Source organism: Colwellia psychrerythraea 34H, assembly GCF_000012325.1.
Classification (GTDB): domain Bacteria; phylum Pseudomonadota; class Gammaproteobacteria; order Enterobacterales; family Alteromonadaceae; genus Colwellia; species Colwellia psychrerythraea_A.
This window is the reverse complement of record NC_003910.7, coordinates 715,178-734,770: the sequence shown is the minus strand read 5'-3', so window position 1 is coordinate 734,770 and position 19,593 is coordinate 715,178. Positions and strand designations below refer to the sequence as shown.

The window sequence follows — 19,593 nt, the reverse complement described above, 5'->3', positions numbered from 1 at the left end:
AAAATATCGAAGTAAACTTCAGCGGCAAGAGACTCTCTAGAACATAACTAAAAATGGCGGTATATGTTTACAACATATACCGCCATTTTATTGTGTACTTAAACTGTTAATGCTAGTCAGCAATATACTCAACCACTTCTAGGCCAAAACCTGACAATGAGTGATATTTTGTTTGTGAACTTAATAAACGCATTTTACTCACACCTAAGTTTGCTAAGATTTGTGAACCAACGCCAACATTGCGAGAGCCAATGTGACGATTAGTTTCTTTTACGGTTTCACCCGCATCAATCTTGGCATATTTTTCTACCAAGTTAATTAACTCATTTGGTGACTCATGCTTACCGAGTAAAACAAGTACACCGCCTTCTTTAGCAATTTTTTCTAACGCATTGGCTATTGGCCAAGTCGAAATACTTTCACGTTGACTGAATAATAAATCTCTAAAAGTATTTTCTAAATGTACACGTACTAAAGTCGGTTCATCCGCTTTAATTTCGCCTTTAGTTAAAGCAAAGTGCGCTTGACCGTCAATGGTATCTTTAAACACGGTTAAATCAAACTCACCAAAAGCGGTAGGAAGCTTACACTGAGAAACTCGCTCGATGGTTGTTTCTGTAGCATTTCTAAATTCAATTAAATCGGCAATAGTGCCCATTTTTATATCGTGTTTTTGTGCAATGACTTCTAAGTCAGAGCGGCGCGCCATCGTGCCATCTTCATTTAAAATCTCGACAATAACCGCAGCTGATTCAAAACCTGCCATGCGTGCTAAATCAACACTCGCTTCAGTATGACCTGCGCGATTTAATACACCGCCATCTTTAGCTATTAGTGGGAAGATATGACCTGGTTGAACGATACTAAGATGTGTCGCTTCTTTATTTGCAGCAGCAAGAACAGTGGTTGCACGATCAGCAGCAGATATACCTGTAGTTACACCGGTAGCAGCTTCAATTGATACAGTAAAGTTAGTACTAAACTGTGCCTCATTTTTATCTACCATTAATGGCAGTTTTAATGTCTCACACTTTTCACGGCTCATTGGCATACAGATCAATCCGCGGCCATGGGTTGCCATAAAGTTGATAGCAGCAGGAGTCACTTTTTCAGCGGCCATAATGAAGTCACCTTCATTTTCTCTGTCTTCATCATCCATTAAAATAACCATCTTACCTAAGGCGATGTCTGCGATGATTTCTTGTGGGGTATTTAAATTCATTTCGGCCTCTTTAAATGGCTAGCTATGTTGTTAGCCTATTTTAACTGTTCTTATTTGATATGTTTTTATGAGTTCATGACGTAGATGTACTCACCGCTTAATCTTTTAGCTAATTTTTATTAATTTTTGTTCGAAAGCAAGCTACTTAATAAAGCCTGCTTTTAATAACATGGATTCGGTAACATTCGACGCTGGAGCATGCTCATTCCCACCACTTTTAGTCAATAATCGTTCTAAGTACCGCGCAATTAAGTCCACTTCGATGTTGACCTTGCTACCTACTTGATACTCAGCAAAGATGGTTTCTTTTACCGTGTGTGGCACTATTGTTAATCGAAAACTACCTTGTGAATGACCTTTTGAGCCCTCTTCAGCAAGCGCATTAACCGTTAAACTTGTACCATCAATAGTTACAGAGCCTTTTTCGGCAATATAGTGTGCTAAATCACTTGGCATACTTAACCAGTATTCAATACTATTACCGTTATTATTGATAGCTAATATTTCACTGACACCATCTACATGGCCAGAAACCATATGGCCACCAAAACGTGTGCTTGCCAACATCGCTTTTTCTAGATTGACTTTACTGCCAACTTTATAGCCTGCAAAACCAGTTCGCTGTAGAGTTTCATTAGAAACATCTGCGCTATAGCTGCCATTACCTTTGCCATTATTAAAATCAACAACCGTAAGGCATATACCGTTAGTTGCGATGGAGTCGCCCAGTTTAACATCACTCATGTCCAAGCTATTGGTAGCAATAACTAAACGAGCTCCTTGGGCATTAACATTTATGGCCGATATAGTACCAACGGCTTCGATAATTCCTGTAAACATAGACTTCTCTATTTAATTTTTTGTGTGATTATTTATTCGGTGTTCATTTATTCAGTATTAGTAAGTTGGCTAGTGATGCGAATATCCACACCAACCATACGAATATCACTAATAGTTAATGCCTTGGCTTGGTTCAGCTTTGATACTGAGGGCATTTCCATTAAGTTTTTACCATCGCCACCCATTAATTTGGGCGCTTGATACAGAATAAGTTCATTCACTAAATTTTGTTCAATAAAGGCACCACTTAACCGTGCGCCTGACTCAATTAAAATATCATTGAGCCCTCGCTTTGCTAGGTATTCTAACAAAGCCTTTAAATTTATTTTCAATTTACCCTGCGAGTTTTCAGTCACAGGTAATTGCACCTGTTCTACGAAATGCGGCCATTTTGGTAAGTTTTCAAGATGTGATTCAATTTTATTTTCAACGTAGTCCGGATCTATGCCATTAATAATTAAAATTGGTGACTGATGTTCGAATAATGCAAGGTTTGGCGTCAGTCTATTTTGACTATCAATTACAATACGTAAAGGCTGACGAAGGGCTTCTTTTGGGTAGTTACTTTTTAACTCACCTAGCTCAGACCAACGTACTGTCATCTTAGCATTATCAAAAAGTACTGAATCTGCACCTGTGATAATCGCGCAACTCTGGGCGCGTAGACGTTGAACATCTTGTCGAGCATCTGCTGACGTAATCCATTTACTTTCGCCACTGGCCATGGCTGTTTTTCCATCAAGACTCGCTGCTAATTTACAGCGTACATATGGAAGATTATTGACCATCTTATGAATAAACCCGACGTTGAGTAGCCTTGCGCTTTGTTCTAACAAACCCGATTGTACCGTGATGCCCGCTTTTTCTAATAGAGATAAACCATTACCAGAAACTTGTGGATTGGGATCAACCATAGCGGCAATAACATGACTAACACCAGCATCAACTAATGCTTTGGCACATGGCGGCGTACGGCCAAAATGGCTGCAAGGCTCAAGGGTAACATAGGCTGTAGCCCCCTTGATTAAAGCGGGATTGTTCACTTTTGCCTCAGCTAACGCATTAACTTCTGCATGACCCTGCCCAGCTTTTTGATGATAACCTTCACCAATGACCTTACCAACACCTTCTTTATAGCTCACTAACACACAACCAACTCTAGGGTTGGGAGAAGTAGTGAAATGTCCTTTTTTAGCTAAATCTATAGCCCTAGACATAAAGTGGTGGTCTTGTTCAGTAAAGTTTTGCTCAGTAAGAGTGTTCTTGTTGTTAGGCGAACTAGTTTTCATGTTATTTAGCCGTTTTCGCTGGTTTAGCCTTTTTTGCTTTACCGTTTTTTTCTTTTCCTAATCGCGTGATCTCATCAGCAAACTCGCTGATATCTTCAAAGGACAAATAAACAGAAGCGAAACGTAAGTAAGCAACTTTATCTAATTCTTTAAGCTGCGCCATAATTAAGTCTCCTAGCATTTCACTGCTAATTTCTCGTTCACCAGTAGCGCGCATTTGAGACTTCAGCTTATTAACCGCCAACTCTATTTGTTCCATGCTTACAGGGCGTTTTTCTAATGCTCGGGTTAAACCACTAAGCATTTTATCTTCGTTAAACGGTTCTCTGCTGCCATCACGTTTTATGATTCTTGGCATCACCAATTCAGCACTTTCAAATGTTGTATAACGTTCGTGACAAGCTAAACATTCACGACGTCGTCTTACTTGATGGCCATCAGAAACTAAACGTGAATCGATGACTTTAGTGTCATTAGCTGAACAAAATGGACAATACATGGTTTACCTACGGTAATGGAGATTAAATTACGGACAAAAAAAATGGCCGCTCAAGGCGACCATTTTAATATAAAACAACTGATTTAGCTAAGTAAACTGAGTTTCCGTTAAGCCTTGAGCGATAAAAGGCTTAGTGTATGACGCTAGTTCACTATTCACTTACTTACACTAACTATTAAACAAATTTCAGTGTAAGTAGATATTTAGCTTTAAGCTGTGTGGCTCAATTTAAAGAAAAAAGTACGGAGTTGACGTTAGTCAATGAGTACTTTTGACGCTTAAATTGAGCTTTACAGCGACAAGATAAAAGCTACTTTTGGTAAACAGGGAAACGAGCACATAACTCTTTAACTTGGTCTTGAACACGTTTGCTAACGTCTTCATTTTCAATATCATCAAGAATGTCACAAATCCAGCCAGTTAATGCCTTAGTTTCTTCGATACCAAAACCACGACGAGTAATCGCTGGAGTACCTAAACGTAGACCTGATGTAACAAACGGAGAACGAGGATCGTTTGGCACTGAGTTTTTGTTTACTGTGATGTGTGCTTTACCTAAAGCGGCATCAGCATCTTTACCAGTAATATCTTTATCGATTAAATCAAGTAACAATAAGTGGTTTTGCGTACCGTTAGATACTACTTTATAACCACGGTCTTGTAATACATCTACCATTGCTAAAGCGTTAGCTAAAACATTTTGTTGGTAAACTTTAAACTCTGGCGATAATGCTTCTTTAAATGCAACGGCTTTCGCTGCAATAATGTGCATTAATGGGCCACCTTGACCACCTGGGAAAACAGCGCTGTTTAACTTTTTGTAAATAGCTTCGTCATCACAACCAGAGATAATTAAACCGCCACGTGGGCCAGCTAATGTTTTATGCGTAGTTGTAGTAACAACATGCGCATGTGGAACTGGGTTAGGGTAAAGACCTGCAGCAATTAAACCCGCAACGTGAGCCATATCTACGAAGAAGTAAGCGCCAACTTTATCAGCAATTGTACGCATACGTGCCCAGTCAACAACACCTGAGAATGCTGAGAAACCACCGATAATCATTTCTGGTTTGTGCTCTACAGCTAAACGTTCTAATTCTTCATAGTCAATATCGCCTGTTTCAGGGTGAAGACCATATTGGAACGCTTCGTAAGACTTACCAGAGAAGCTTACATGTGAACCATGAGTTAAGTGACCGCCATGAGCTAAGCTCATGCCTAATACTTTACCGCCTGGTGTAACTAAAGCTTGAAAAACAGCTGCGTTAGCTTGTGAACCAGCATGAGGCTGAACGTTGGCATAAGTAGCACCAAATAATTCTTTAGCACGATCAATCGCTAATTGCTCAGCGATATCAACATATTCACAACCACCGTAGTAACGCTTGCCAGGGTAACCTTCAGCGTATTTGTTAGTAAGTTGTGAGCCTTGTGCTTCAAGAACGCGCGGGCTACAGTAGTTTTCAGATGCAATTAATTCAATGTGCTCTTCTTGGCGAACAACTTCATTGCTCATTGCTTCAAAAAGTTCTGGATCAAAAGTAGCAATATTCATATCACGAGTAAACATGGTTTATTCCTTAAGTATTTCAGCCCAAGGCTGCAAACTGTGCCCTAGTTACCTATTTAGTAAACTTAATTACCAAATTCGATTAACTTGGACACACAAAATTAGTGGCAGTATTTTGCCTGATTTTTACCTGTATGTACACGGCAAAACGGGCTAGCCTTAGTGCATTTCGCACTGTTTTATAGCGTAAGTTGTTAAGCTATCGAACTTAACAGCACAATAAAAGTTTTCACCAAAGCAAGCAAACAGACTATAACTAATAAAAAAGCAAGTTACAACGAATATAAAACAGAAAACAAAACAAATACCCGAATAATAAACAGGTATGACATGTAAAGTACAAATTATTCGTGGAACCATGAATGTTATTACAATACCAGAATGGCTGGCTCCATAATTAGTGGTGATATTGTTTATCGGAAGTCATTTATAACTTTATTGTGCAAAACTAAGCGGTATATTTGCACAGGAATTATTAGATTAAGCTAAGTTGGCTCAACTCTTTAGTGCGCTTTTTCTGAAACCAATGGCTAACCAACCACAAGATGACTATAACAAGATTGATCACAAAGAAGGGCGGCCAAGATGATTTTTCTGACTCTTCAATCATGACATAAATGTACCAGTTAACTGCTGGTAGCAATAACCAGCATGATAGCTTAATTAATTTAATATATTTAATCGAAGACTCCAGCCCTGCAATAGCGTTAGCTACCGCTTTATCTGGACTATCACAGCTATGTTGCCAAATACGTAAACGTATCTTAATTTCATAATAAACAAAGACTATTGAAGTTATTGCTCCGAAGGCAAGGTAAGCAATAGTTGCCGTTCCCCAATCCCCTTGATACAGGCCAATTAATAACGCAATGATAAGCCCAACAGTTGCGATGATATCAATAGCCAACAAAGATTTTGCTAGCAGAGTACGTTTTTTAGTTTGTTTTAATAACGCTTGAATATTTGTTTTTTCATAAGGCTGACTTTGCCAATCTTGGCTAAGTGTGAGCCATTGTTCATCAAGTAGATTGCTCGTCTCTGCACTAAACTCTGAGATAACAGCCGAACTTAATTGTTTCTCGGTTTCTTGATGAACACCTTGATGAACCTCTTCATTTTCAGGAAATTTATCGTTACTCATACGGCCTCCAACATTTGAGATAAGACTTGTTTAGCTCTCTGTAATCGTACACCAACAAGGTTTGTTGTAATGGCTAAAACGTCTGCAATCTCTTGATAACTCATGCCTTCTAATGCGAGTGTTATCACCTGTTGTTGCTCAAGTTTTAGCTGACGAATAGCTTCGGCTAGCTTTTGTTGTCGTTGACTCTGGTTAAGTGATTGATAAGGTGTAGGTTGACGTTCATCCTCTTCAACCTCCATACTGATGTTACTTAAGTCTTGATCCGCTTTAATGGTTTTGACTGCTTTAGCAACGTGTGTCGCTAATACATTGTGAGCAATACGTGCAACAAAGGTTTTTACCGCTGCATCTTGACGAAACTGAGGTAAAGCTCGCCAAATATTTAACGCGATCTCTTGAAATAGCTCATCTTGAATAGCAATTTTTGCTTCAAAACCCGTAATGATATGACGTAGCAATTTTTCATGCTCCGTCATCCACTGGGTAAATACGACTTGATGATCCACAACCTGCGGCTCTACTGAATAACAATCCAATGCGTTTTCCTGGCAGTCTGTTCTCTGCGCGGTGGCATAGGAAACGTCTGCTTTCGTTATGATTAATTTACTTAAATTTAACATAATATTTACTATAAGATTGTTATTTTATCATCAATGTCGCGATATACCCAAGCGACTTGAAGATGCACATTTCAGGATGCCTGAGTGATTCATGATCAAGGCGCTTCATTTTATTAAGGGTTATTCCCTTAAAAAAGGAGGCAACGAAGAGCATGGTTCACTCAGGTGTTCCCATAGGGCTGGTTTATAAACGCTTTAAGCCATGTTATTGATTTCGACAAGGGAATAATCCTTCTCTTCAATCAATGCCTTGCCTAAAGGCATTTCTAACTCCAGCTGAAACCTGCATCTTCATGTAGTTTGGGTATAGGCTTAGCTTAATGCCATCACTACTTTTTCTGATTTTAACTTCTTAGCTAGTGCTAAAACTAAAGCAATCGTGATAGCAATAGTCACTGCACTCGTAGCGAATACTGCTAACCAATCAACGTCAACACCCTTAAATATATTTTCAATTATCATGGATTGACCCGCGATTGGCAGCCAATTTAGCCACTGGGGACGATCATCCATCATCGAAACAACAAAAGGGATAAAAGCGGGAATACCGATAAGCATACCTACCGTTGATTGCGCCTCTTTAAAGCTCTTTGTTTGAAATGCCACAAATAACTGACAGGCTGACGCAAAGAAACAAATAGGTAATAGTAGTAATAATAATACCGCTGCGGTCGATAGATCTAAGCTAAAGGTGGCACCAATTTTAGTTAAATCGACAAAACCCACTGAAACAGAGGTAAGTATCAATATCAATAACACACCGATAACTGCCACTGTTGAAGCACTTATCAATTTAGCCAATACTATTTTCATGGTGCTTACAGGTTGGCAAAGCAACATTTCCAGTACATTACGCTCACGCTCACCGGCACTCGAATCAATCGCGACCGATAAACCAGACATAAATGCAGCTAACATCAAATAAATACCAAGCATCATTGAAATCAGCATAAAAGTAGCATCAGGTTTTGCCGTGTCTTGCTCAACTAATTTAACAGGGTTTAACAAACGTATGTCTACACCTCGAAGTAACAAACGTTTATAACCTATGGATAAAGAGAACTCTCTTACGGCATTATTAATTCGCCTTACTGGCGGTTGAACAGCCTTGTCAGTAAAATCAGCCTGTAAATGCAATTTTATCGGCTTACCTTCTGCCATATCTGCTGCATAATCTTCTGGGATTTCAATCGCAATATTACGTTGTTCCCAAGTAGATTTTTCATCCTTAGGTACATCCGCCAAATCTAACAAGTTTTTATCTGCAAAGTGCTTGATTAACTTAGGCGCATGCTCAGCGCCGATGAACTTGACATAGATAGGCGGCTCATCCACCATTTTTTCAATCATGATTTTTGACATGACCATTATTCCGACAGGCGCTAAGATAGCCATCATTAACGCAACCATAAGCGCGCGTTTATCACGAAAAGCCTCTCGGTACTCTTTTATCACTAATGCTTTTAATTGGATTAAATCTACATTTAAATTTGAAGTAATCATGCAGCTACTCCTTCATCTGAACCAATTAATTTAACAAAAGCTTCTTCTAAATTCTGTTCACCCGCTAACTCACATAACTCTTGAGGAGTTCCTTGTGCGGCAAGCTTTCCATTAGCCACAATAATGACTCGGTCACATAAGGCCGCAACCTCTTGCATTACATGTGACGAGAATAAAATACAGTGTCCTTTGGCTTTAAACTTAGCTAAATGATTACGTAAAATACGGGTACTCATTACATCTAAACCTCGCGTTGGCTCATCAAGCACAAAGTTTTGCGGTTGATGTACTAATGCTTGGGCTAGTGTAACTTTCATACGCTGGCCTTGAGAAAAGCCAACAGTTTTACGATGTGCTAAATCACCTAACTCTAAATCTTGGATCACTTGTTCTATCGCTTGTTTTTTAGTTTTTCCTGACATGCCATGAAGGCTGGCAAAATAATCAATTTGCTCGTAAGCGGTAAGACGTTCATACAAGCCAAATTTGTCAGGAAAAATACCTAACTTAGCTCGTGCAGCAAGTGGGTTTTCAGTCACACTAATACCGTCAATGGTGGCAAAACCTTCGTCAGCTGAAAGTAATCCATATAACGTGCGTAAACACGTTGTTTTTCCGGCTCCGTTAGGGCCTAAAATACCAGTAATTTCACCGTCTTTGGCGGTGAAAGAAAGTCCATCTAGCGCTTTGACCGTATTCTTCTTATCTTTCTTATCAATAAAACTCTTATGTAAATTATTTACTTCTATCATTTCTTTTTCCTTCAAACATAGTTATTCCCTTATTCGTGCCATTACATATAAATGTATGCGCTCTATTGAATACCGTTAACACTGGTCATAAAGGTTTCTTGGGGAATGTCTTTTAAACAAGATTCATCAAGTTTCTTAGGCGTTTTACTGGTTAAAAACTCCTGAATTATATCGCTAGCACAGGTACTCATTGCCACGGTATGCGAAGCATTTTCAACAATAATATGATGGCTATTAGGTAGAGTCTTCGCTGAATACTCACCATTACTAGGCGGTGTGACTGGATCTAAATTACCTGACAAAATTAACGTCGGAATATCTGCTGTGACACTCTGGTAAAAACCTTCACTCGGGCGGTATTTAGGGAAGAATGGACAAACCATGTCCCATGCAAGCTGGCTGTCTTTGCCATCAAAGTTATTGTTCGCGTCCGCCGCTTTATCTGCTACCGATAACCTTGGCATATCTTCATTACATACAATGTTAAAGAGTAAGCCGGTATAAACAAGTTGTTCACCCTCCGTGCGAGCCATCAAACCAACTAGCGGTTGATAATTACCTAAGAAAGCTTGATGGATAACAAGTGGCACCATAGAACGACCTTCCATGCCATACAGCTGAAAGCGTAAGTTACCGGTAAATTTAGTCTCATCAATAACAAGTTTTGTTGGTGTGCCTAAACGAGGATGTAAGATATCAATGCTAGCAGGCTCTTTCGCTAAACGTACTTTTACTGCTTGAAATTCATCAGCTAAATTTGGGAAAGCTTTATGGCATGACTCACTATTTTTACAATTATCAATCAATAGATTAAAAGAACGTGCGCCACTTTGCCCGAACATGCCTATAGGTACTTCTATTGGACCAACACTATCTAACACAACACTTTCCAGAGACTCTGGAAACATGCGCATAAAGACCAACCCTGCACGTGTGCCATAAGAGCCGCCATAAATATTTAACTTTTCATGACCCAGTGCTGCACGTATTGCATCAAAATCTCGAATAGCATTTTCAGAATTATATTGAGTTACATCACCTTTAAATTGCGCAACACAATCTTTTACTTCTTGAGGGGTTAATGCATCAGGTAAAGCGCTATAGACATTATCTACTGCTTCAAATTCACATGACAAGGGACTGCTTTTACCAGTACCTCGTTGATCAACAAGAATAATATCACGTGTTTTACGTACTTCACGAAAGACTCTATTTAATCCTGTCGCTAATTCAACTGCGGCTTGACCTGGACCACCTGCTAAAAACATTAACGGCGCCTTGTATTCACTATCATCAATAGCAGGCAATACGGCAAAATTAACGGCTATTTTATCACCATCAGGCTGCTGATAATTTTCTGGCACTTCAAGTTTGCCACACTGTACTTGTGAGCGAATTTCACCTAAATGGCAGTTTTCTAAAGTTAATTTACTATCATTAGCCCAACTCGTTGCCGTTAATGACAATAAACTTAGCGCCAACAGATTTTTCCACGTTACTTTCATTTTATCTTTCCTTAATAAAGCATTGGACAGTTAGTCTGCAGCTTTGCCAATTTATTACAGAAAAATAAAAATAAAGTTGATATATACCCGTTACAATTCAAAGTGCAATATTTCAGTGGGAATTAAAATGACTTTAGGCAATACATTGATGGAGGAGAATAGTTATTCTATTGTCGAAATCAATAACGCAGCATAAAGCATTTCTAAACCAGCCCTTCGGGGATGGTTGAGGAACTAATGATCAAGCGTCCCGAAAAACGCATATTCAAGTGGCTTGGGTATATGATCCAAAAGCAATCAATAAGTAGACAAATAGCTACTTTATCCATCACAAGGCTAAAAAAATTGAAATAGCCATTCACAAACACCTGAATAAGCGATATGGTTTAGTCATATCTTTTTTAAATTAGTAGTGGGGATTTTATATGGACTTAAATCAGTGGGTAGATGAGTTATTTGAAGTGTTTGATGAAGATAAAGACGGCGTGATAAGTCGTTCGGAATTTGTTGAGCTAATTGACGTTTTATTACAAGACAAAGGTATTCGTATGTGCGAAACCATTTTTAATCGTTTTGATAAAAATCACAGCAACTCAATCTCTAAAGATGAGCTAAAAGATATGGTTATTGAGTTAGCACTTTAACTAAAGTTCGCTCAACTCTGATACCAAGGCTAACAGCAGATTTAGCCTTAGATAAACTCTATCTTTACTTTGTTTGGTGTTGTATTGACACTCAGCGTACATTCGCACACTAAACTTATTAAAGCAGTTCATTATGACTGATCAGAAAGACTTTCCTTCTGACAATTCTCCACCAACCTCTTATAGCCAAAGCGAAGAGAAACTTAATGTTATCAGCCACGCCTTTGGTCTATTGTTAAGTTGTTTCGCACTATTTTTACTATTAAATAACAGCCATGGCGAACTTAGCCGAATAATTAGTTTTAGTATTTTCGCTACCAGTGGCATTCTACTTTTTCTCGCCTCAACTATTTACCATAGTTTAACGAATAAGCGCGCTAAGACGTTATTTAAACTACTAGATCACTGCGCCATATATTTACTCATTGCAGGTACTTATACACCACTATTTGCTATCACATTGGCAGGCCCGCTTGGTTATACTCTGCTGGTTTTTATTTGGCTATTTGCCTTATCCGGTGTTCTGTTCAAAATAAAATTTGGTAACAAATACAAAAAAATATCCCTAGCCACTTATTTAGGCATGGGTTTTATTTCGTTGGGTATTTTAGGGGAGTTATATGAGAAGTTACCTGAACAAGCCATTGGCTTGCTGGCATTAGGCGGGTTAATTTATTCTCTTGGGGTTTTTTTCTATGTCAAAAAAACAATACCTTACACGCACGCTATTTGGCACCTTTTTGTTTTAGGCGGTGTCACTTGCCATTTTTTAATGATTTATTGGTACGTGTAATATTCACTAATGCCACAAACCCGACCTAAATTATCTCTAGGATTCATTCAGATTTACGTTCACTTAGGATATGAAAGCTGACGTTAGTCCTTACGTATCTAACGGCAACTGTTCCGACAAAGCGGACTAAAAGCTATTTACGTCTTAAGCTCTTTTTAATGTGGCTATGGCTAAAAAATAAAACATATGAAACTAATTAGACAACATGATAATACAGCTATTAGTAATTTCTTGAATATTTAAAGCGTCCGTTAAACTGGGGAGGTTCAGAGTATCCCAGCTTTTTTATTATCCAAAGAACCAATAACACACGATTATAGCCGCACAGATTCCAGCAAGATCCGCGATCAAACCACAAAAGACGGCATGCCTTCCCTGCTTAATACCCACAACGCCGAAATACACAGCGAGCACATAAAACGTTGTTTCGGTACTGCCTTGCATAACGGCAGCTAATCGACCGGCGAAAGAATCCACGCCATGTGTATTCATGGTCTCTAGCATCATAGCCCGCGCACCAGAACCGCTAAATGGTTTCATCAGTGCCGTAGGCAATGCATCAACAAATTGCGTATCCAGCCCAGCGAGGACCAACAAGTAAGCTATACCGTCAACAAATAGATCCAAGGCCCCGCTAGCACGTAAAACCCCTATAGCCACTAACATTGCCACTAAATAAGGTATTAATGTAATGGCTGTAGTAAAACCTTCTTTGGCCCCCTCTATAAACGTCTCATAAACTTGCACTCCTTTACGCCAACCTATAGTAAGAAAGGCAAGAATAACACCAAATAAAATGATGTTAGCAGCCACCGAGCTAACCTTTGTCATTTGCTCTGCTGGCATACTTATTAAACTGGTAATGAGCAAGGATACGAGTAAAACAAATCCCCCCAAATAAGATAACACTACACGATTCAAAAGTGAGAGACGCTGAATCCAAGCGACAACTGACACCCCAACAACCGTTGATGCGCAGGTAGCCAGTAATATAGGGATAAAAACCTCCGTAGGGTTTAGAGCACCTTGCTGAGCACGATACATAAAAATAGTAACGGGCAATAACGTAACGGAAGACGTATTCAAAACTAAGAATAAGATTTGAGCATTAGTCGCAACATCTTTATTGGTATTGTGCTCTTGGAGGTCTTGCATAGCCTTTAGGCCAAGCGGAGTAGCAGCGTTATCTAGCCCCAGCATGTTAGCGGCCATATTCATGGAAATGGAGCCAAAAGCTTTATCGCCACGAGGCACTCCAGGCATCAAATACCTAAAAAGTGGCTCAACGCCACGAGCAAAAAAAGATATAAGTTGGGCTTTCTCAGCGATTTTAAAAATTCCGAGCCACAAACAAAGTGTACCAATCAATCCAATTGCAATTTCAGCAGATAGCTTTGCCATAGAAAACAAAGAGCTAATAACTTGACTAAATACGTTAGCGTTATCTAGTAAGAGCCACTGATAACCTGCGGCTATAGCTGCTAGCCAAAAAAAACTTAACCATAATCCATTCAACACAACTATATACCCCGAATAAGAAAATTAGATACGAACAACTACAAATAGTTAGGATTATAACTTTAAAAGAGTCGAGAAAAATCAACAACCTAGAATTTAGATGCTGCGTCAATAAACTAGCGGCCACTTAGGCCTTTGAAATTCTCATCTGACCCCGTTTATTAAGCATCAGCAGTTCAGTCTACTCACGACTAATAGGAGGGTGTCGTGTCAAAATAGTGAACTACCCTTCGTTAAATTTATAGGAAATTAGATAATTATTCAAATGAGACATATTCTTTAAACAGGTTATAACAGCTTCAGGCTATAAGTTGACCTAAAGAACAATCAGTAGCTAACGTCAGCAAAGCGTACGCAGCAGACTTAAGCCCATAATAATTTCATGATGTTTTTTTGAATGATTTTCTAAGGTTCACTTATGCCACTTAGAAGGCATAAGGGATTTAGGTGGTGAAGCTAATTTGGATTAGTTTTTCTATCGATAACGCATAAGCAAGTGCGTGTAACGCATCCGCTTACTTATGCGTCTATGTGCTACGACTTAAACAGCAACAACTTTATTTGCACATGGGCCTTTCTGTCCTTGCCCCACTTCGTACTCAACGGTTTGACCATCAGCCAATGTTGCATATTCACCGCCTGATTGAATTTCTGAATGATGAACAAACAAATCTTTACTTCCGTCTTCTGGAGTAATGAATCCGAAACCTTTATCTGAATTAAACCACTTAACTATACCTTTACTCATAACATTCTCTTTATTTTTGGTGAAAAATATAATTCTGATTTGCTATCACCATTACAAAATCAGATTTTGAATTTAATTAAGCCACCTTAAGCTGCAAATTTTATTGCTGATTAACGATGCTTACCTTATTTATTTTTAATATTAGCCACCTTTCGCGCAATAACAAGTAACTCAGGTTATAGTGGCATAGTTAATTTGGCTATATTTTTAGATATATCAGTAAAGATATTCTATGATGTTATGTGCCCATTAACGAGTTAGAGTTAAACGTTCACAATTACCACTGTGTAGACATTAGGAGTTTGAGCTGTAAAGGTGGATTAGACTTTATAGGGGTAACGCTTGTGTAATTTACGCATTGGAGCGTAGCGGAAATACGTCTAATTGATGTACTTGTCAGCTCTACCTTTTTGCTCAAAATTCATTTCCCAAGCGCTCAAATAATTGTAGGTAATTAACGGTTTAACAGCTCCGCATTCGTTGGATATTTCTCAAGTAGCTCAACAAGTTTCCTAGCACCCTCCACAGGTTTAAGACTGGTAAGCGCTCTTCTCAAAAATCTTACCTTTTCGATATCCTTCGAATTAAGAAGAAGCTCCTCACGGCGCGTGCTACTTTTCGCAATATCCAATGCGGGAAAAACCCTCATATTTGCAGCCTCACGTGATAAAACGATTTCCATATTACCCGTGCCCTTGAACTCCTCAAATATCACTTGATCCATTCGGCTTCCGGTATCAACAAGTATGGTCGCTAGAATGGTAATCGAGCCACCATTCTCAATATTTCTAGCTGTGCCAAACAGTTTTCGTGGTATTTCCATCGCTCTAGCGTCAATTCCGCCCGACATGGTACGACCGCTGCTCTTTTGATTTGCATTATATACTCGTGTGAGCCTTGTGAGAGAATCAATGACAATCATGACATCGTGACCTTCACCAGCTTCCTTGCGAGCAATATTAAGAAGGTCATTGGCTACACGTACGTGATGGTCATAGTTTTCATCCGTGGATGAGGCATATACTTGTGCCGGCACGCTGCGCTTAAAATCCGTCACCTCTTCTGGGCGCTCGTCAATGAGTAACGCATAAAGCTTTATATCGGGATAAGCTGCGCCCACAGCCTGGCAAGTATGTTTTAAAATGGTCGTTTTTCCGGAGCCAGGCGGTGCAACAATCAACCCCCTCTGCCCCATTCCTATTGGCGTGAACAAATCCATAGCTCGCGCGGAGTGTTGCTGAGAACCTAATTCTAGGTGAATACATTGTTCAGGATTGATGGCTACGCCATTTAAAAAACGCTTTTGTGGGTCATCATGAGATACATCCTTGACCACTTCATCTATTGGTTTGGAAACTATTTTTCTTTTCACGTTCAGTTTTAATATTTTTCTTGTCATGATATGGGTTTATAGCTCTAGATTATTAAGTGTTTTTTGACGTCTTTAACGTAGTATAACGCAGCTAACAGCTCATTATGTTGACCGTGCAAAGTTAGCTACTTTTAATGTTATATTTTATTAAAAAATAGATAATAACGTATTAAAAAAAGTATTGATAAATATTTTACGCAATTGTCTGCAAAGCCAAAAAGAAGTCTAAATTAGGGTTAAAACCCTATCTCACTTTGTGCATCTTTGCACCATAGAAGTATGAAATTTATGTCCGCTATATGATCAGAAAATTGACCTACACATTCGGGGAGGCTTTATGTCTTCTGTGCCCATGGAAACGACCTAACTGTAAATTTAATTAGATTTTGAAACAGTAAATTTTATTGAATGAAATATTAAGGGTAGTAGCTGCCACAAAACGGTCGTTTTTTGTGAACCAAAGTCACCTCAGCTAAGAGGCAGTTTGATACGTAAACGGACGTTCTCCTCCTTGTTTATTTAATTTTTACTTTCGGACATGAGTTCTAGAAGTATAAATAATATTTTAAAGCAAGAGGAGTGTGATTGATTCGTAGCACCTAATCCAAAAATCAGTGTTAATTTTCTTTTGTTCAGTATTGACTATCCTCTCATCAAAGCCTCTAATATGTCGCAGTATAATAACAATAAAAAAGGTGTTGTATGGCTATTCACAATATCACTGATAGCGCATTACTAGTAAAGAAGTCACGAAGAACAATTCAGCGATACATAGCTAACGGTAAGTTAACAACGGTACGTGATACGTTAGGTAAGCCACAAATTGATACTACTGAGTTAATACGTGTTTTCGGTTCGCTATCTAAAGTGTCGCAGAAAATAATAGCTAAAAAGTCACAGAATGTCGCAGGGAAATCGTCGAAAAAAAATAACACCATTAATTTAACACCGGATGAACTTGAAGATATCATTACTCGCGCTGTAGAAAAAGCACTGAGTAAAGCGATACCGCTATTGATTGAACATAAGAACACAGCACCAATACCCGAACCAATTATTGCAACGACTCCAGTAGTTCATAGAAAAAGAAAACCAATACTACCAATAAATAGACCTTCTATTCCTAAAAAGAAAGAACGTAAAAATGGTTATGCTGCTGCTTTTGGCCTTCCTAATGTTATTACCGAGGTTATTCATTTACAGATAATGAAGTTACACGGTGAGGGCTTAACATCACGAGAGATTGAAAAAGAGGTCAGTGTTAGTCTTGCATCAATACAACGGGCGATTAACGTTAGCACCTAAAGCAATTAGTGAATCCGATAGAGTAAATTGCTAGGGTCATGCTCTATAATAGACGGTCGGCATTGGGAAAGTAGAATCACCTAACGCTCACTTTTGCACAGAGAAAACCAAATCTATTAGCCGAAGTTACTCAAAATTAGGTGCGCTATCGATACGTAAGCAGACATAAAAATTGAGGCGACAATTCGGGACACCCATTAATTGAAATGATCCCGATCAATGGGTGTCCTACCTTTTTACCTTTCCAGCGTAGAATTTCATCCAAAATCTATCCTTAGCGAACAAGGTCATCAGTTACTTGATCATTTTTAAACCTAAGTACAAATTAAAGTACGTACATTATAACGAGATTTGCTAAAGTAGAGTTGTAATGAAAGCAACAATAGAGGCTCACTATGTCGATTGAAAGAAGGTTTTATCCTAGAAAAGATGTAAATTTTTCGGTATCTATCGTCTTAAAAGACAGTGAGCAACAGTTAACAAGTACTGCAATTAATATCTCTTTATCAGGAGTCCAACTCAGCGCAGACAAAGCATGTGTTGATTTCATTTTAAGTCACACCAATCACCACCCTACTCAATTTCAAATTATACTCAACGAGGATAAAAAATTAGGGTTAATGACCGTACGCGTAATTGTAATTCGTCGTATATCTCAAAATGATTTTCTATTAGGTTTAAAATTTATCAATATTACTGTCGGGCAATTAACTTCAATAGAAGCATTGTTAAGCCAACAGATAAATGTAGTGGTTAAACAAAATTGGCCAACCTAATAGATTTTTGGTGTTGTTTAAATCTCTTCTTTTAACGATCAGTTGACCTAAAGAACAATCAGTAGCTAACGTCAGCACTACGCACAAAGTGATCATCATTTTTCTGAAGAATATATTCTGTTGCCTAACACCAAGACACAAAAAAGCCGCACTTTCTATTATTAACAATAAAGAGTGCGGCTTTTTACTATTTACATTTCATTGCCTCAGTGAAGGCAATGAAACCTAAGTTAAGTTGTTAATAGCAACTTCAGGACTAACATCAGCATCGTAATCAACACCGTCAATACCAAAGCCAAACAGTTTTAAGAATTCTTGATGATAAGCAACGTAATCAGTTAATTCATCAATAGTATCAGTATCAACACTATTCCAAATATCAGTAACACGTTTTTGAACGCTATCTTCTAGCTCTTTATAATTCTGACGGAAACGACCTTCTTCATCTAAACGAGGCGAGTCACTATAAATGTTCTCTTTGAATAAGTTCGCAATTTGCTCAATACAGCCTTCATACGTACCGTCGGCTTTCATCACTTTAAACATAGCTGAAATGTATAAAGGCATAATAGGAATAGCAGAGCTTGCTTGTGTTACCACAGCATTTAAAGAGGTTACACGTGCTTGACCATTCAAATCAGCAGTTGCTGCGTTAATAGCAGTAGCCGCTCTATCTAAATCTTCTTTCGCTTTACCAATAGTCGCTTTACCATAAATTGGCCAAGTTAATTCTTTACCAATATATGTGTAAGCTACGGTTTTAACGCCTTCAGCTAAAACACCAGCTTCACCCAGTGCGTTCATCCACAATTCCCAATCAGCGCCGCCCATTACATCAATAGTACCTTGAATTTCAGCATCATTTGCTGCTTCAACAGAGACTTCATCAATAACACGCTTTGAGGTATTAAGGTTTTTAGTGGTAACACTTTGGCCAATTGGTTTTAACGTAGAAGAATATACTTCACCGGTATCTGGATCAGTTCTGCGAGGTGATGCTAATGAATAAACAACTAAATCAACTGTACCCATATCGGCTTTAATTGCTTCAATCGCTTTTGCTTTTATTTCATGAGAAAAAGCATCGCCATTAATATTCTTTGCGTAAATACCTGCTTCATCAGCTGCTTTTACGAAAGCAGCTGTATTGTACCAACCAGCAGAGCCTGTTTTCTTTTCTGTTGGTGGTTTTTCAAAGAAAATACCTAATGTTTTCGCATCATGACCAAAAGTAGAGGTGATACGTGACGCTAAACCATAACCAGTAGAAGCACCGATAACCAAAACATTTTTAGGACCAGAAGTCGCTGATGTTTGCGCTTTTACATAAGCAATTTGTTCATTAACATGCGCTTCACAACCTACTGGGTGAGCATTAGTACAGATAAAACCACGAATTTTTGGTTTGATAACCATAAGTTAACCTTTTTATTTATATTAGTGACTCAGCTAGAGTATGTATTTAGCTAAGGTTTGAAAGAAACTTTCAAGTA

The 19,593-nt window shown here is 38.6% G+C and carries 18 protein-coding genes; 4 read left to right on the top strand and 14 right to left on the bottom strand.

The genetic code is table 11. The features are described from left to right. Positions 1 to 112: 112 nt before the first annotated feature. From ribB to CPS_RS03225, 10 genes are all read right to left on the bottom strand, one after another. Positions 113 to 1,222, bottom strand: coding sequence for a 3,4-dihydroxy-2-butanone-4-phosphate synthase (gene ribB, locus CPS_RS03270; protein WP_011041582.1), 1,110 nt, complete (start codon positions 1,220 to 1,222; stop codon positions 113 to 115). Positions 1,223 to 1,363: 141 nt separating this feature from the next. Beyond that, positions 1,364 to 2,062 carry a riboflavin synthase gene (locus tag CPS_RS03265; RefSeq protein ID WP_011041581.1) on the bottom strand — a complete coding sequence of 233 codons (699 nt, stop codon included), beginning with the start codon at positions 2,060 to 2,062 and terminating at the stop codon, positions 1,364 to 1,366. A 47-nt stretch (positions 2,063 to 2,109) separates the two neighbouring features. Beyond that, positions 2,110 to 3,351, bottom strand: coding sequence for a bifunctional diaminohydroxyphosphoribosylaminopyrimidine deaminase/5-amino-6-(5-phosphoribosylamino)uracil reductase RibD (ribD, locus tag CPS_RS03260; RefSeq protein ID WP_049757725.1), 1,242 nt, complete (start codon positions 3,349 to 3,351; stop codon positions 2,110 to 2,112). A 1-nt stretch (position 3,352) separates the two neighbouring features. Beyond that, the gene (gene nrdR / locus CPS_RS03255) at positions 3,353 to 3,850 is read right to left on the bottom strand and encodes a transcriptional regulator NrdR (RefSeq protein WP_011041579.1); all 498 of its coding nucleotides are present in this window, start codon (positions 3,848 to 3,850) and stop codon (positions 3,353 to 3,355) included. 310 nt (positions 3,851 to 4,160) lie between these two features. After that, positions 4,161 to 5,420 carry a serine hydroxymethyltransferase gene (gene glyA, locus CPS_RS03250; protein ID WP_011041578.1) on the bottom strand — a complete coding sequence of 420 codons (1,260 nt, stop codon included), beginning with the start codon at positions 5,418 to 5,420 and terminating at the stop codon, positions 4,161 to 4,163. A gap of 475 nt (positions 5,421 to 5,895) precedes the next feature. Next, entirely contained in the window at positions 5,896 to 6,561 is a 666-nt protein-coding gene (locus tag CPS_RS03245; protein WP_011041576.1) for a hypothetical protein, read from the bottom strand. Next, the gene (locus CPS_RS03240) at positions 6,558 to 7,184 is read right to left on the bottom strand and encodes a sigma-70 family RNA polymerase sigma factor (protein ID WP_081428690.1); all 627 of its coding nucleotides are present in this window, start codon (positions 7,182 to 7,184) and stop codon (positions 6,558 to 6,560) included. Before CPS_RS03240 ends, CPS_RS03245 begins: the two co-directional genes overlap by 4 nt. A gap of 312 nt (positions 7,185 to 7,496) precedes the next feature. Further along, entirely contained in the window at positions 7,497 to 8,687 is a 1,191-nt protein-coding gene (locus tag CPS_RS03235) for an ABC transporter permease (protein ID WP_011041574.1), read from the bottom strand. Next, on the bottom strand, positions 8,684 to 9,439 hold the full coding sequence (locus tag CPS_RS03230; protein WP_011041573.1) for an ABC transporter ATP-binding protein: 756 nt from the start codon (positions 9,437 to 9,439) through the stop codon (positions 8,684 to 8,686). Before CPS_RS03230 ends, CPS_RS03235 begins: the two co-directional genes overlap by 4 nt. A gap of 62 nt (positions 9,440 to 9,501) precedes the next feature. Further along, positions 9,502 to 10,944 (bottom strand): alpha/beta hydrolase, encoded by a 1,443-nt coding sequence (locus CPS_RS03225; protein WP_011041572.1) that lies wholly within the window; start codon positions 10,942 to 10,944, stop codon positions 9,502 to 9,504. A gap of 425 nt (positions 10,945 to 11,369) precedes the next feature. Here CPS_RS03225 and CPS_RS03220 point away from each other — a divergent pair, with 425 nt between their 5' ends. Then, positions 11,370 to 11,588 (top strand): EF-hand domain-containing protein, encoded by a 219-nt coding sequence (locus CPS_RS03220; protein ID WP_011041571.1) that lies wholly within the window; start codon positions 11,370 to 11,372, stop codon positions 11,586 to 11,588. A gap of 133 nt (positions 11,589 to 11,721) precedes the next feature. Continuing rightward, positions 11,722 to 12,381 (top strand): PAQR family membrane homeostasis protein TrhA, encoded by a 660-nt coding sequence (gene trhA, locus CPS_RS03215; RefSeq protein WP_011041570.1) that lies wholly within the window; start codon positions 11,722 to 11,724, stop codon positions 12,379 to 12,381. Between the two features lie 288 nt (positions 12,382 to 12,669). Here trhA and CPS_RS03210 read toward each other — a convergent pair whose 3' ends face one another. The 3 genes from CPS_RS03210 to rho form a co-directional block, all read right to left on the bottom strand. Further along, positions 12,670 to 13,899, bottom strand: coding sequence for a nucleoside recognition domain-containing protein (locus CPS_RS03210; protein ID WP_011041569.1), 1,230 nt, complete (start codon positions 13,897 to 13,899; stop codon positions 12,670 to 12,672). Positions 13,900 to 14,440: 541 nt separating this feature from the next. Further along, complete coding sequence (locus CPS_RS03205) at positions 14,441 to 14,647, bottom strand: cold-shock protein (RefSeq protein WP_011041568.1); 207 nt, start codon at positions 14,645 to 14,647, stop codon at positions 14,441 to 14,443. A 454-nt stretch (positions 14,648 to 15,101) separates the two neighbouring features. After that, on the bottom strand, positions 15,102 to 16,046 hold the full coding sequence (gene rho, locus CPS_RS03200; protein WP_011041567.1) for a transcription termination factor Rho: 945 nt from the start codon (positions 16,044 to 16,046) through the stop codon (positions 15,102 to 15,104). Between the two features lie 675 nt (positions 16,047 to 16,721). Here rho and CPS_RS03195 point away from each other — a divergent pair. Both CPS_RS03195 and CPS_RS03190 read left to right on the top strand, forming a co-directional pair. Then, on the top strand, positions 16,722 to 17,324 hold the full coding sequence (locus CPS_RS03195) for a hypothetical protein (RefSeq protein WP_011041566.1): 603 nt from the start codon (positions 16,722 to 16,724) through the stop codon (positions 17,322 to 17,324). A gap of 395 nt (positions 17,325 to 17,719) precedes the next feature. Further along, a complete protein-coding gene (locus CPS_RS03190) occupies positions 17,720 to 18,100 on the top strand; it encodes a PilZ domain-containing protein (RefSeq protein WP_011041564.1) in 381 nt (126 codons plus the stop codon). Between the two features lie 225 nt (positions 18,101 to 18,325). Here the strand turns inward: CPS_RS03190 and fabV are convergent, their stop codons facing one another. After that, complete coding sequence (gene fabV / locus CPS_RS03185; protein WP_011041563.1) at positions 18,326 to 19,516, bottom strand: enoyl-ACP reductase FabV; 1,191 nt, start codon at positions 19,514 to 19,516, stop codon at positions 18,326 to 18,328. Positions 19,517 to 19,593: the final 77 nt, after the last annotated feature.